This is a genomic window from Candidatus Eisenbacteria bacterium (genome assembly GCA_016930695.1).
GTDB lineage: Bacteria > Orphanbacterota > Orphanbacteria > Orphanbacterales > Orphanbacteraceae > JAFGGD01.
This window is the reverse complement of sequence record JAFGGD010000026.1, coordinates 62,371-76,538: the sequence shown is the minus strand read 5'-3', so window position 1 is coordinate 76,538 and position 14,168 is coordinate 62,371. Positions and strand designations below refer to the sequence as shown.

General features: G+C 66.8%; 8 protein-coding genes. 3 read left to right on the top strand and 5 right to left on the bottom strand.

The window, feature by feature from the left end; translation table 11 throughout:
• Window positions 1-121: 121 nt before the first annotated feature.
• Window positions 122-2,143 (bottom strand): VCBS repeat-containing protein, encoded by a 2,022-nt coding sequence (locus tag JW958_04520; GenBank protein MBN1825509.1) that lies wholly within the window; start codon window positions 2,141-2,143, stop codon window positions 122-124.
• A gap of 350 nt (window positions 2,144-2,493) precedes the next feature.
• Between JW958_04520 and JW958_04515 the strand changes: the two genes are divergently transcribed.
• Together JW958_04515 and JW958_04510 are read left to right on the top strand one after the other, a co-directional pair.
• Complete coding sequence (locus JW958_04515; protein ID MBN1825508.1) at window positions 2,494-5,199, top strand: insulinase family protein; 2,706 nt, start codon at window positions 2,494-2,496, stop codon at window positions 5,197-5,199.
• A gap of 119 nt (window positions 5,200-5,318) precedes the next feature.
• The gene (locus tag JW958_04510) at window positions 5,319-7,448 is read left to right on the top strand and encodes a PD40 domain-containing protein (GenBank protein ID MBN1825507.1); all 2,130 of its coding nucleotides are present in this window, start codon (window positions 5,319-5,321) and stop codon (window positions 7,446-7,448) included.
• A gap of 9 nt (window positions 7,449-7,457) precedes the next feature.
• On the opposite strand, the gene JW958_04505 is transcribed toward JW958_04510, so the two are convergent.
• The 3 genes from JW958_04505 to JW958_04495 form a co-directional block, all read right to left on the bottom strand.
• Window positions 7,458-9,308: a T9SS type A sorting domain-containing protein gene (locus tag JW958_04505; GenBank protein MBN1825506.1), complete on the bottom strand. Its 1,851-nt coding sequence runs from the start codon at window positions 9,306-9,308 to the stop codon at window positions 7,458-7,460.
• A gap of 300 nt (window positions 9,309-9,608) precedes the next feature.
• A complete protein-coding gene (locus JW958_04500) occupies window positions 9,609-10,895 on the bottom strand; it encodes an MFS transporter (GenBank protein MBN1825505.1) in 1,287 nt (428 codons plus the stop codon).
• A 59-nt stretch (window positions 10,896-10,954) separates the two neighbouring features.
• Complete coding sequence (locus JW958_04495; protein MBN1825504.1) at window positions 10,955-11,881, bottom strand: hypothetical protein; 927 nt, start codon at window positions 11,879-11,881, stop codon at window positions 10,955-10,957.
• 230 nt (window positions 11,882-12,111) lie between these two features.
• On the opposite strand from JW958_04495, the gene JW958_04490 reads away from it, so the two are divergent.
• Window positions 12,112-13,557: a class A beta-lactamase-related serine hydrolase gene (locus JW958_04490; protein ID MBN1825503.1), complete on the top strand. Its 1,446-nt coding sequence runs from the start codon at window positions 12,112-12,114 to the stop codon at window positions 13,555-13,557.
• A 25-nt stretch (window positions 13,558-13,582) separates the two neighbouring features.
• On the opposite strand, the gene JW958_04485 is transcribed toward JW958_04490, so the two are convergent.
• Window positions 13,583-14,098 carry an isoprenylcysteine carboxylmethyltransferase family protein gene (locus JW958_04485; GenBank protein ID MBN1825502.1) on the bottom strand — a complete coding sequence of 172 codons (516 nt, stop codon included), beginning with the start codon at window positions 14,096-14,098 and terminating at the stop codon, window positions 13,583-13,585.
• Between the last annotated feature and the right edge of the window lie 70 nt (window positions 14,099-14,168).

The window sequence follows — 14,168 nt, the reverse complement described above, 5'->3', positions numbered from 1 at the left end:
CCATCCCCGCGCGAGCGCCCTGGTTTCGAATCGGTTACGACGACTGCGGGTCGCGGGACCGGGAAGGGATCGTCCCCCCGTCCCGATCCCGCGCTCGCCGTTCCCGGATGGCGAGCCGGGATCACGCCCCTTCGCGCGCCGCCTTCACCGCCAGGCCGATCGCGTCGACCATTTTGGGTCTGTAATATCGGGAGCGCTTCACCGTGACCACGTTCGCGTCCGTCACCGGCCAAGCATCCTCTCCCTCGTAGATCGCGCCGGCCGCCTCGAGGAGTTCACGCATCGCCTCCGGACCGGCGACGCGGCGTCCGCGAAGGACGCCCGCGGCGGCGAGCACCTTCACGCCGCGGCACCACCCGCCGATCACGAGCCCCTCCCGTGCGGCCCGACGCACGAGTTCCATCGCCTCCGGACTCGCGAGGAGCCCGGTGTGATCGAGGCCGGGCATGACGACGAGCGCGTCGTAGGCGGAGAGGTCGTCGATCGCGGAAACGAGGCGGTCCACCCGCATGCTGTCGGAGGGGCAGTAATCGACCAGCGAGGAGCACGCCGCCACCGTCGGCTTCACGCCGGCGAAGTCGACCTCCCAGCCGCGCCGCTCCATCAGCGTCAGGATGTTGTGGTTCACGCGGCCGAGGAGCGGGTGGACGTAATCGAGGGCGAGATTGGCGCCGTAGCCGTCGTCGACGAGGGCGAGCACGCGCACGTCCCGAGGCGTGGGAGACGGGCGGTTCTCGTAGAGGCGGATCCGGTCGATGGTGGTGACGGCCAGATCGAGGTCGGTGGAACGCACGAAGGCTACGGAAAGGGTCGCGCCGGGTCGCGGCGCCTCGGCGAGGGAGAGCCAACCCTCGAGCGGATCGGAGCACCAGCGGGTGCGCGGCAGCGCGCGGCCGTCGACGGCGACTCCGCGGATCTCGTGAATCGCCTTCTCGCCGAGGTCGAAGAAGGATCGGCGGCCGTCGCCGGTGAAGACGCGCTTCTCCGGGACGAGGCCGTTCTCGTCGAAGTCGCACCAGGCCACCTGCTGGACCCATCCCGGTTCGTGGCGCCAGACGTATTCGCGCGTGAGCACGCCGTTCCGGTTCTCGAAAACCCCCGCGTGTATCGCCCAACCGCCGCCGGCCAAGTCGAGGTCGCCGTCGCCGTCCGCGTCCCCCCAGGCGAGCGCCGAGGCTTCCGGATAGCGGTCGCTCCGCCAAGAGGGCGTCTTCTCCAACTCGCCCCCCCGGTTCCGGAAAAGGACGAAGCACCCCTCGCCGCGGCCGTACTCACCCACCTCGCATACCGCGAGGTCCGCGTAGCCGTCGTCCTCCACGTCCCCGAAGGCCATCTGCCGTCCGCCGAGGATCGCGGATGTCGTCCAGGAAGGCGTGGTCTCCAGGCGGCCGTCCCGGTTCATGAAGATTCGAATCCCCATGCCGCGTCCGGTGATCGCCAGGTCCTGCCAGCCGTCGGCGTTCACGTCGCCGAAGGCGATATCCACGGTGACGTAGGAGGAATCGGATTCCCAGCCCGGTTCGCCGGCGAAGCCTTTCCCCTCGTTGAAGTAGACCACCACCTTTTGGCGTTTGGCGTTGCGCGGGTCCACGGCGCTGAAGCCCTGGCCGAAGGCGACGTCCACGTCTCCGTCGCCGTCCGGATCACCGACGGCCAAGGAGAAGGCGTTCCCCGGCACGGACCGCCAGAAGGGGGCGGCGCCGAAGGATCCTCCGTCGTTCCGATAGGCCGTGTGAGGTTGGGCGGTTTTCCCCTCCGCGGCGAAACCGAGGTTGGCGTTCACCATGTCCGGGTCCCCGTCGCCGTCCAAGTCGACCAGGCAGAGATTGCCCGAGGCGAGGGTGTCCTCCGACACCCATCCCGGCTCCCTCTCGATCGCGCCGTTCCGGTTGAAGTAGACCTCGTTGGGGTGGTTCGCCACGTCGAGCCCGTTGGCGATCACCAGGTCCGGCCACCCATCGCCGTTCACATCCGCCCACCCGGCGCCGGTCGGGTAGCGTGAGGAACCGACGATCCAGGCGGAGGTGAAGCCGATCTCCGCCCCGGCCGGAAACGCCGCAAGAAGCCCGGCCGTCATCAGAAGCGCCGCCACCACCGCGCGGCCCGTCCTTTTTCCTACTCGGATTTCCTTGCCCCTGCGCATCGATCGATCCTCCGATCCTCTTGCGGCGCCGGAAACGCCGGAGCGCCGCGGCGCGCCCCGGGCGGACCGGTCCCCCGTATCATCCGTCGAGTCGTCGGGAGGCGCGCGCGCTCCGCGCGAGATCACCCCTTTCGGGGGGCGCGGGGGCCGCCGGTGGGAGAACGGCCGGAGTCGTGTACGCCCTTCTCCATCATACCCGCCCCGGATCGCTCCCACAAGCGGCCCACGCCGCCGGGAAAGCCCGAAATGAACCGTTCTCCTCGCCGTTCCGTCTAAAGGATCGATCGTGGTATCCTGGTTTCATGCCCGCCCAGAACGCTTCGAAACTCTTTCCTCGCGAGGGATGACCGATGAAACGATGCGCGCTGCTCATGATCCTCGCCGCGTTCCTCCTCGCCGCTCCGGCGGCCGCCCAGGACGTGGCCTACGAAAAGTACGAGCTGGAAAACGGCATGACCGTGATCCTTCACGAAGACCACTCCCTGCCGGCGGTCTGCGTCAACATCTGGTACCACGTGGGCGCCAAGGACGAAAGAGAGGGGCTGTCCGGCTTCGCCCATCTCTTCGAGCACCTGATGTTCATGGGGACCGAACGGGTGCCGGGCGGTGACTTCGACGAGATCATGGAGGCGGGTGGCGGGTGGAACAACGCCTCCACCGGGCACGACCGAACCAACTACTTCTCCTACGGCCCGAGCGGCCTCCTGCCGACCCTCCTCTGGCTCGACGCGGATCGGATGGAGGATCTGGGCCGGAGCATGACCCAGGAGAAGCTGGACAAGCAGCGGGACGTGGTCCGGAACGAGAAGAGGGAAGGGGAGGAGATGCGCCCCTACGGCGTGGCGGAGTTCGAGGTGAATCGCCTCATGTACCCCCGCACCCATCCCTATCACTACGACGTGGTCGGTACCCACGAAGACCTCGCCGCCGCGTCCCTTCAAGACGTGAAGGATTTCTTCGCCCAGTACTACGTGCCCAACAACGCCTCGCTGGTCGTGGCGGGCGACTTCGACCCGGCGGAAGCCAAGCCGTTGATTCAAAAGTACTTCGGCACCATTCCGCGCGGACCGGATCCACTCCGCGCCGCTTCGAAGCCGGCGCGCCTCGCCGAGGCGAAGCGTGTCGTCTACGCCGACGACGTGCAGGCGGCCCGAACCTACTTGGTCTATCACAGCCCGGCCCGGTTCGGCCCCGGCGACGCGGAGATGGACCTCGCCGCCGAGGTGCTGAGCACCGGCGATGCGGGCCGTCTCTACGACCGGCTCGTCCGGGAGGAGCGGCTCGCCACGGACGTGGCTGTCTTTCAGGGATCGCTCGAACTGGGGTCCCTCTTCTATGTGATGATCACCGCCCGGCAGGGAGCGTCGCTCGACCGGATCGAGGAGATCGCCGACGAAGTGATCGAACGTTTCCGCGAGGAAGGCCCGACCGAGGAGGAACTGGAGAGACATAAGGCGACCTACGAGTTCGCCCAGCTGAACGGGCTGCAATCGCTCGTTAGGAAGGCGAACATGCTGAACACCTACGATCGTTACTTCGGGGAGCCCAACTCCTTCCGCCGCGACCTCGACCGCTACAGAAAGGCGTCCGTGGAAGAGGTGCGCCGAGTAGTTCGCGAAACGCTCGATCCGAAGGCGCGCCTCGTGATGCGCGTGGTCCCCGAGTCGGAGGGGGCGTACCTGGCCGCCCGCGACGAGCGTCCCGGCATGGGCGCCGCCAAGATCTTCCGGACCGAGGAGCCGGAGACCTTCACTCTCTCCAACGGAATCCGCGTCAAGCACTGGCGGCGCGCCGAACTCCCCCTGGTCCGCGTCTCGGCCCTCTTCCGCGCCGGCTCGGCGCACGTCGACGGTGACCGGCCGGGTCTCGCCTTCCTGACCGCCGACATGCTCGACGAGGGGGCGGGAGACCGGGACGCGGTCGCCTTCACCGAGGCGTTGGAGCTGTTGGGCGCCTCCATCGACACCGAAACGGACCGTGAATACGCGCTCGTTGATCTTTCGGTCCTCAAGCGCAATTTCCGGAGCGCGCTCGACCTCTACGCCGACGCCCTGCGCCGCCCCCGCTTCGACGAGGAGGAGTGGGAACGCGTGCTCTCGATCCACATCGAGAAGCTGCTGCAGCAGAAGGACAACCCCGGCGCCGTCGCCTGGCGCGTCGGCCAGCGCGCGTTTTTCGGAGGGGACCACCCCTACGGCCCCCCGCTGCAGGGGACGGAGGAGACCGTTTCCTCGCTGACCGTGGACGATCTACGGGAGGCGCACCGGCGTCTCTTCGCGCCGGGAAACGCGGAGTTGTACACCGCCGGCGATCTGACCCGCGAGGAAGCGGAGCGGGAGCTGGAGCGCGCCTTCGGGGCATGGGAAAACCCGGCCGGCTTCCGGCCCGCCGAGGCGATCGAATATACTCCGCCGGCCAACGGCGCGCCGCGCGTTCTCTTCATCCAAAAGGAAGGGGCGCCGCAGACGGTGATCCGCTTCTTCATGCCCGCCCCCCGCTACGCCGATCCGGACCGGGAGAGTTTCCGCCTGCTCGACACGATCCTCGGCGGGAGCTTCACCAGCCGCCTGAACCGGAATCTCCGAGAGGAGCACGGCTACACCTACGGCGCGGGCTCCCGTTTTTTAATGGAGCCCTCCACCGGTTATCTGATCGCCTACTCCACCGTGCAGGCGGACGCCACCGGCGCCGCGATCGGTGAATTCCTGAAGGAGTTCGAAAGGATGCGCGGCGGCGACATCACCGCCGAGGAGGCGCTCAAGGCGCGGGAGACGAACCGCATGGACGCCATCCAGAGTTTCCAGGGACTCGGCGGCCTGATCCGGACCGCGGAGATCCGCGATCTGAACGGACTCCCCTTCTCCTCCGTCGGCGAGGATTTGGACCGGATCGCCCGCGTCGGCGAGGACGAATTGAACGCGCTCGCGCCCCGATCGGTCCCACTCGATCGGGCTCTTCTGGTTCTCGTCGGCGACCGGGAGACCGTGCTCGGCCAACTAAGCGGTCTCGGTTTGCCGGCCCCGGAGGAGACGGACGCCGACGGCGATCCTCTCTAGTACGCGACGGTTCGGGCCCGGCGCGCCGCCGGGCCCGAACCCCCGCTCCGGCGCTCATTTTCGCGCAAGCGGAGAGAGAATTTTTCGCGTATGGTGGTTTCCGAGAGGAGACATCCGCCTTGCTCGATAGTCCGAAAGGTCCGTCTCTCCCGTCCGATCCTCCGACCGCTTTCCGCGTCGGCGAGTGGACGGTTCGCCCCCGCCTGAACCGCGTGGAGCGCGGCGGAAAGACCAAGCGCCTCGAACCGCGGCTGATGCATCTTCTCCTCCTCCTCGCCGACCGTGCGGGAGAGGCGGTCGGCCGGGGCGAACTGATCGAGGCGATCTGGGGGGACGTGGTGGTGAACGAGGAATCGCTCACCCAGGCCGTCTCCAAGCTCCGCCGCGTGTTCGGCGACGAATCGCGTTCCCCGCTTTACATCGAAACCATCCCCAAAACGGGCTACCGTCTCGTCGCTTCCGTGGACCTTCACGCGGACGACGCCCCGAGCGACGCGACTCCGAGGCGCGGGCGAACCGCGTGGAGGTTGGCCGTCGCCTTCCTGGTTCCTACGGCGGTCCTCGCCGCGGCGCTCCTCCTTCTGCTCCCGGACGGACGGGAAAGCGCGTCCGCCTCTTCCTTTCTCCTCGACGCCGTCCCCTTCACCAGCTATCCGGGACGGGAAATCACGCCGGCGGTCTCGCCGGACGGGCGCGCCGTCGCCTTCGCCTGGGACGCCGGGGAGGAAGAGCGCTACGACCTCTACCTCAAACAGGTGAACACCGAAACCCCACTCCGTTTGACGGACCTGCCCGGCGACGAGTACTACCCCGCCTGGTCTCCGGACGGGACGACCATCGCCTTCTTCGTCGCCGGACCGGAGAAGGACGGCATCTACACCGTTCCCGCCATCGGCGGCCCGTCGCGTCTTCTGGTCCGCCTCGAGGCGGAGGCGTACGGCCTCGACTGGTCGCCCGACGGCGGCCTGCTCGTCTTCTCGGCGTGGGACGCGGAGATCGCCCTCCGCCGTCTGTATTATTACTCTTTCGAGGACCGCGCGATCTCCCCCGCCACCGAACCGCCGGACCTTTCGACCGGGGACATCACGCCCGCCTTCTCACCGGACGGCGGGAAGATCGCCTTTCTCCGCGGTCCGTCCCGAGGGGAACAGGACCTCTTCGTTCTCGATCGGGAAACCGGTTCGACCACCGCCCTCACCCACATGCGACAATACATCCGCGGCGTGGACTGGACGCCCGGCGGCGAAAGCCTCTTTTTCAGCTCCGGCACGGAGCTCGTCGGCGACTTCTTCCTCGGCGAAGCGTTCCTCTCCGGCGCTCCCCTCCGGCGGTACCTCACCCGGGAGCGCCGCGCCCTCCGCCCGAGTATCGCCCGAAAGACCGGCGTCCTCGTCTTCGAGCAACAGATCCTCGAGTGCAGCGTGAATCGTGCCCCTCTCGGCGGGCCGGGAGAGGGCGAGGAGCCGGTCATCCGTTCGACGAGAAGCGACTACGACAGCCGACTCTCCCCGCAGGGGGACCGGATCGCCTTCCTGTCGACCCGGACGGGGCAACCGGAGTTGTTCGTCTGCGGGCGCAGCGGCGAGGACCCGCGGCGGCTCTCCCGTTTCGAGACGGCCGTCCCCAATGCTCCCATCTGGTCTCCCGACGGATCGCGCGTCGCCCTGCGCACCACCTCGGCGGACCGGTCATCGGTCTGGGTCATCGACGTGGTGGACGGCGCGGCCATCGAGCGCACACTCGCCGGTCCCGATGAATACCTGGCGGGATGGACCGGAGACGGGAATGCCCTCTATCTCGTCACGATGGGGAAAGAGGGGGAGACGCTCCAGCGCGTTCCCGCGGACGGCACGGGAGAAATCGTCCCGGTCAGGAATCTGGACGTGATCCGCGCCGCCGAAAGCGCGGACGGCGAATCTCTGATTTTCACGCGGATCGGATCGGGGGGGATCTGGAAAACGCCCCTCGGCGGCGGCCCGGAGGAGACGCTGGTTGACATCGACCATGACGGGGCGCTCCGCTCCTTCTGGAAGGAGACGAAGCGGGGCCTCTATTTCGTCCGGAGCGGATCGCCCCTGTCGATCGGCTTCCTCGACTACGCCGCCGACTCCGTAAGGAGCTTGGGCGCCCTCCCCGCCGGGGAAGGCGCCCTCTTCGGCCTCGACATCGCCCCCGACGGGCGGTCGATCCTGATCGACCGGATCGACCGATCCGAATCGGACCTCTCCCTCGTCCGCGACCTCCCCTGATCCGGATTCTCACCGAATCAGGACGAGCTTTTTCGACTCGTCGCGCCCCTCCGTTTCCAGCCGCGCCAGATAGACGCCGGACGGGACCGGCCGGCCGCGGGCGTCCTTTCCGTTCCAAGAAAAGGCGTGTTCGCCGGCGGGGAGAACGCGATCCTTCAGCACGGAAACGACACGTCCCATCGGATCGTACACGCGGAGCCGGGCACGCTCCTCCCGGGAAAGAAAAAAGACGAGGGTCGTCGACGGATTGAACGGGTTCGGCCGCGCCTCGAGAAAGAGATCGGCCGCGGGGGGCGCCCCCGATCCGACCGCCGTGGCGTCCATGGAGAAGAGAAGGTCGCGCAGAATGGGGGAGTGGTCCGGGTCGACCGTCTCCATAATCACTTTATACTGGAAATAGCGGGCGGCCGGCGAAGGGAGGTCCCCCGGCGCGGTGATCTCCGCGGACCAATCCCCCAAGTCGAGGGGATCGGCGGAGGAGCGAACCCGGAACCGGAGCGACGTTCCGGCGGGCGCGTCCGCCGTCCAATCGACGCCGGTGACGGCTCCGTCGCCGCCGGTGTCCAGCACGGATCCATCCAGCTCCCCGGAGGTGACGAAATCGCTGACTTCGTACCAGACGAACACGCCGGTGTTCCAGGCGCTCCCCAGAATCTCCATCGATCCGTCGCCGTCGAGATCGGCGGCGTGCGCCTTGACCGCCCCGCCGAGGTTGCGGTCCACGTGCCACTTGGTCCACTGGATCGGGTCGCCGCCGCCGTTCTCCCACCACTTGATGTCGTTCAGAACGAACGCGGCCGACACCACGTCCAGGAGGCCGTCTCCGTTCATGTCCGCCGCGTCGACATGGTGCCCCCCCTGCCAGATCGAGTCGATGATCTCCTCGGTCCAGACGATCGGGTCGCCCCCGTCGTTCCGCCAGAGGCTGAGCGTCTGCTGCCAGCAGGTGCCGATCAGGTCCTGGTCGCCGTCGTTGTCGAAATCGCCCGGGCAGACCGAACGGGCTCCCTCGTAGTTTTCCCGGATGACGAACTTGCTCCATTGGAAGGGGGAGCCTCCGTCGTTCCGATACCAGACGATCTGATCCGCCTCCGCCGCGGCGGCGGCGAGATCCTCGTCCCCGTCGCCGTCGAAATCGGCGACCCGCACCGAGTGGACGCCGGCGAGCAGGCTGTCCACGCATTGCTTGGTCCAGGAGAGGGGCGTTCCCCCCTCGTTCCGCCACCAGGCCACCTCGGCGTCGTTCATGGAGCCGCTGATCACGTCGAGCCGTCCGTCCCGATCCACGTCATGGACGCACACCTCGTAGGCGGTCGACCAGTAGGGCTCGATGAGGCGGCGGGTCCAGACGACCGGATTCCCCCCGTCGTTTTCCCAGTAGACGATCCGGTTCAGCGTTCCCGTCGCGTTCCCGACGATGTCCACGTCCCCGTCCCCGTCCAGGTCGGCGGGCCAGACGTCCTGGCAGTGGGCGAAATCGTCGTCCACGGTCTGTTCGGTCCAGGTGGGCGGATCGGTCCCCTGATTGAGCCAGACGAGCACCAGGCCGGAGAAATCCGCGGCGCCGATCACGTCCATGTCCCCGTCGCCGTCGACGTCCGCCGCGTGAACACCGAAGCTCCCCATGTACGCGTCGGTGATGAGCGTCTCCACCGGCACCCGGCGAACCGACCGGAGGGCGATCTGTCCGGGAAGGGCGAGCCAGGAGACGCTGTCGGCGGAATCGAAAACATTCCCCCAGTCGGAAACCGGCCCGACCGTCCCCGGTCCTCCCGACCAGTCGGTCTGGGCCGGATCGTCCGCGGACGCCGACGAAAACGCCAACACAAATAATAACAACAAGATGGGTGATGCGCGCATCAGATGCCTCCTTTCCTGGATTCCCTCGTGCCGGGATGGGGCCGGGCCCCCCGGCGTGTTTCGACGTTCACTCGAACCGTATCGAGGGAGGAGGTTTTTTACCTGGGGGAGTTCTGCAGAATAGGTGAAGATACAGCCCCGAACCCCCGGAACATGTTGGGAAACGTGAAGATCGACTTTGGGAGGCCGCTCGGCGAACAAAAGGCGCCGGGGAAGAGGTTCGAGGGGGATGGAAAGAGGGCGACACCGCCCGCGGCACCGCCCTCCATCCTTACATCCGGTGGATCGATCCTCTCTTCTCTACTCTTCCTGCTCCCGGAACTCGCCGGCCACCTTCTGGAAAATCACGAGCGCCAAGATCCCCACGACCACGTGGACGGCGAGGGTGTACCAGATGTGCTCCGGGTGCCCCCGGTCGATGAAGACGCCGGAGAGGTTGGTGTAGATCACACCGCTCGTCAGCCCGCCGATCCCGACGGAGAGGAAGTTGGAGCCCATGTAGAGCCCCGCCTTCTCCTTGGGCGCGATCCAAGTGATGTACTCCTGGATCCGCGGCGACGAGATCATCTCGCCGACGGCGAAGAGGAAGATCCCGAGGAAGACGAGGGGGGCCGGGCCGGTGCTGGCGAGGCCCAAGGCGACGAAGCCCGTGGCGGCGATGAAGAGCCCCACCAGGAAGGAGGGGATCGGTTTGAACTTCTCGAAAACACGCGAAATGAAGATCTGCACGATCATAATGATATAGCCGGTGTGGGAGATCGTCTCGCCCAGAATCCGCGGCGTTCCGTCCACCTCGTGGGAGAAGAAGTTGGCGAAACCGGTCCCGAAGACGCTCCGCACGGCGCGGTAGAGGCTGGCGGTGTCCACGTTCCGGTCGACATAGACCGCGCACAGGTTGAAGAACGCCCAAAAGGGGAGCCAGAAGAAGAGCCCGAGGAGGACGAGGAACACGGCGAACTTGACGTCCGAAAGGGCGGTGCCGATGTCCTTGAACTTTTGGCCCAGGGTCGCCCCTTCCAGTTCCCTCTTGGGCTCCTTGTAGAAGAAGAGGGTCACGAGGAACATGACGCCTATGGTGATCGCCGCGGCGATGAAGGCGTAGTGCCAGGAAATCGCCCGGAGCTTGCCGGCCACGATGGGGCCGAAGCTGCCGCCTACGTTCACCATGGCGTAAAAGATACCGAAGCCGAGGGTTTTATTGGTGCCGTCCGTCACCGCTCGGACCGTCCCGGAGATGAGGGGCTTGAAAATCCCCGCGGCGAACCCGATGCTGAGCATGGTGAGGGCGATCCCCGAGAAGGACTCGGTGAAGATCAGAAGGAGGATCGACGGCAGATAGGCGACGTACGAAACGATCAGCACTTTCTTGAAGCCGTAGCGATCCGCGAATGTCCCGGAGATCACCGGAATGAAGTAGGAGATCGCCAGAAAGATGCTCTGGATGATCCCCAGCTGTCCCCTCGAGTAACCGAGGTGCTCCATGTAGATCCCGAAGCCGAAATAGATGCCGTAGTAGGCGAATCGCTCCAGGACCTCGATCATGTTGGCGACCCAGAATACCGGCGGATAGGGCGTTCGTTTGCTCATCGGCTACTCCCTGGGAATAGTGAACGTCGATGTTCGAAGCGCCCGAATTGTAGCCCAGCCTACGCCCCCGCCGCCAGATGGATCTTCCCCCACGCGTCGAGAGTCTTTTCGGAGGCCGATCCTCCCCGGTCGCCGCTCGGAGGACCGCCGCGCATGCCGCCCCCGGAGGGACCGCCGCCGCGACCGCCCCGCCCGCCTCCCGGAGGACCACCGCCGCGACCGCCCATACCGCCGCCGCCGCGAGCGGACCGTCCGCCGTTGGGCGCTTCCATCCCGGGCGTCTCCAACCCGACCCCGATCGAAGCGCCCGGCTCCGTACCGATGCCGTAGGGATGATCCGCGTCGCACGGGAGGGGAATCCGCAACTCATAGACGAGCGCCCCCTTCTCCACGGCGAGCGCGACCTCCAGTTTTCCGCCGTTCGCCGCCGCGATGGCGTGCCGTTCGTTCTTGCCGGGGCCGATCACTTCGATCTCGGGCCACTTCTTCCGCAGCTCCTCCCAGGTTCGATCCCCGAGAGAACCGCCGGAAGACGCCCCTCCTTTCCCGGCGCCGGTTTGCAGGGAATCCCCGCCCGGAACGCCCGGCTCCTCCGCGCCGCCCCTCTCGGGAGGCGCGCCTCCGGAACGGCCGCTCCCCGGCGGATAGTGGACGCCGAACTGTTTCTCCTTGCCGCCCGATGCGTCGATCCAGAGCGTGAATCCCCGTCCGAGCATCCGCCTTCTCAGGTCCGTTCCGTCGACGATCAAACAGAGGTAAAGATTCTCCGCGTCGTTGTAGGCGCCCACGCAGGCGCCCGCGTCTTCCAAGTAAACGATCGCGTCCGCCCACTCCTCGTTCCGGCCGTCGACGACCACTCCGCCGTCGCGCCAGAGGGAATCCATCTTCATCCCGCCGCATCCGGCCGCGCCGAATCCCGTGAGAATCGCCGCCGTCGCAAACGCACCGATCGCCCTCGCGCGCCGGTTCATCGATTTTTCATCCATCCTTTTCTCCTTTCCGTGCCGCCGTGAAGGAGCGTCGAATCCCGTCCGCGGAAAAAGAGTACACTCCGGATGTGGCAGAAGTTTGGCGCGGGCGTGGAGAATGGTGGCGGCGGAGACCGCGTGGAGAGCGGCGCGCCGGCCGCCGGCCCGAAACCGTCCCGGCGGGCGACTCGTAGGAATGACCAAACCGCCGAGACCGAATCGACGACGAGAGAGGGGAGGAAGGAAGGATGAAACGCATACTCGCGTTTTTGATCGGCGCTCTTGTTCTTTCCGCCGCGACCGCGTCCGCCGGAGATCCGGTCCGGGACGATCGGGCGGCGCGGATCGACGGCTGGCTCTCCGCCCACGCCGGCATGGACGCCTTCCATGGCGTCGCCCTCATCGCCGACGACGAAGGAGTGCTTCTCGAAAGAGGATACGGTTTCGCGAACCGGGAGTGGGAGATCCCGAACGCCCCGGACGCGCGATACCGGATCGGCTCGGTGACCAAGCAGTTCACCGCCGCTCTGGTGATGCGCCTCGTCGGCGAGGGACGGCTCTCGTTGGACGCGCACCTCTCCGACCTGCTTCCCTGGTACCGAGCCGACACGGGAGCGCGCGTCACACTCCGCCAACTGTTGAACCACACCTCCGGCATCGACCGGAGCGGTGTTCCCCGTCTCATCGCGGAGCGCGCCTGCTCTCCCATGCCCCTTCGCGAGGAGGTGGAGACCTACTGCAGCGGCGATCTGGAATGGGAACCGGGGGAGCGCTTCGGCTACAACAACGCGGCCTACCTGATCCTCGGCGCCGTGATCGAGGAGGTGGCCGGCCGACCCTACGAGCAAGTCCTCGCCGAACTCATCCTGGAGCCGGCCGGTCTCCTTCACACCGGAATGGATCACCCCGAAGTGATTTTGCCGATGCGTGCCGAGGGATACGAGCGAAGCACGGACGGGATCCGCAAGGCTCCCTTCGTTCACGCCACGCTCGCCGCCTCCGCCGGCGGCCTCCGCTCGACGGTGCGGGATCTCTATCGTTGGGACCGCTCCCTCTACACCGACATCGTCCTCTCCGATGAAGCCCGGGAAGAGATGTTCACGCCCGGCTTGGGGAATTACGGCTTCGGGTGGTTCGTGTTGCGCGCTCCGCTCGGCCCGGGAGGCGCCGAAAGAACGCTCATCCGCCACCCCGGCCAGGGGGACGGTTTCTACACCGTCTTCTGGCGCATCCCGGAAGACCGGATCGCGGTCGTGCTGATCGCCAATTTGTATGAAAACGCCCTCCCCTCCATGGCGCAGGGAATCGTCGATATTTTATACGAAAGGGAACCGCGGATGTCCGTCGCCCTCGCGGTCCGGCATGCCTTCGAGGCGGAGGGGATCGACGCGGCGGTCGCGCGATACCGGGAGCTGCGCGTGAGCGAGCCGGAGCGTTACGACTTCGGCGAGAACGAACTGAACGGCCTCGGCTACGCCTTGTTCGGGGACGGCCGCACCGACGAGGCGATCGCCCTCTTCGCACTGAACGCGGAGATGTTCCCCGAATCGGCGAACGCCTACGATTCGCTCGCCGAAGCGCTCGCTGCGCGCGGCGAGATCGAGCGGGCGGTCGAAATGTACGGGCGGGCGCTCGCCGTCGACCCCGGCTTCGAGCACGCCGCGGAGATGCTGAAGCGGCTGGAAGAGCGGTAGGAAAAACGGCGCACGGCGGGACGACCTATTTCCGGCGGAGCCTCGGGAAGAGCATCGGCACGTCGCGCATGTAGCGGGCGTATTCCTCGCCGAAACGTTTCAGGAGGAGGCGCTCCTCGTGGCGACAGAGGAAAACGAGGAAGAGCGTCGCCGCGATCCAGACCGCCGTCGCCGCGAGCGAGAGGCTGAGGAGAAGGAGTCCGAGGTACAGGAGTATCTCGCTCAGGTAGATCGGGTGTCGCACCACGCCGAAAACCCCCTTTCGGATCACCTCCGGCTTCTCCCTCTTTTCGCCGAAGACGATCCGGAGGCCCGTGCGGGCCATCCATCCGGAGATGATCAGGACGGCGACGCCGATCGGCGCGCGGACCACGAAGGGGACGACGCCGTTCCCGCCGGTGGTGGCGCGCAGAAAGAACGCGTCGGCGACCCAAACCGCCGCGAAGAGAACCGCGAAGATCGCCTGCCCGGCGTCGCCGAGGCGGTGCTCCCCGGTCAGCGTCTCGTCATGAGCGCGCGCCCCCCGGCGTCCTTCCGGCATGAATCGTTTCCCCGCTTTACTCTTTTGCTCGTAAACGCACGCGCGCCCTTACACGATGTGTCGGCCCGTG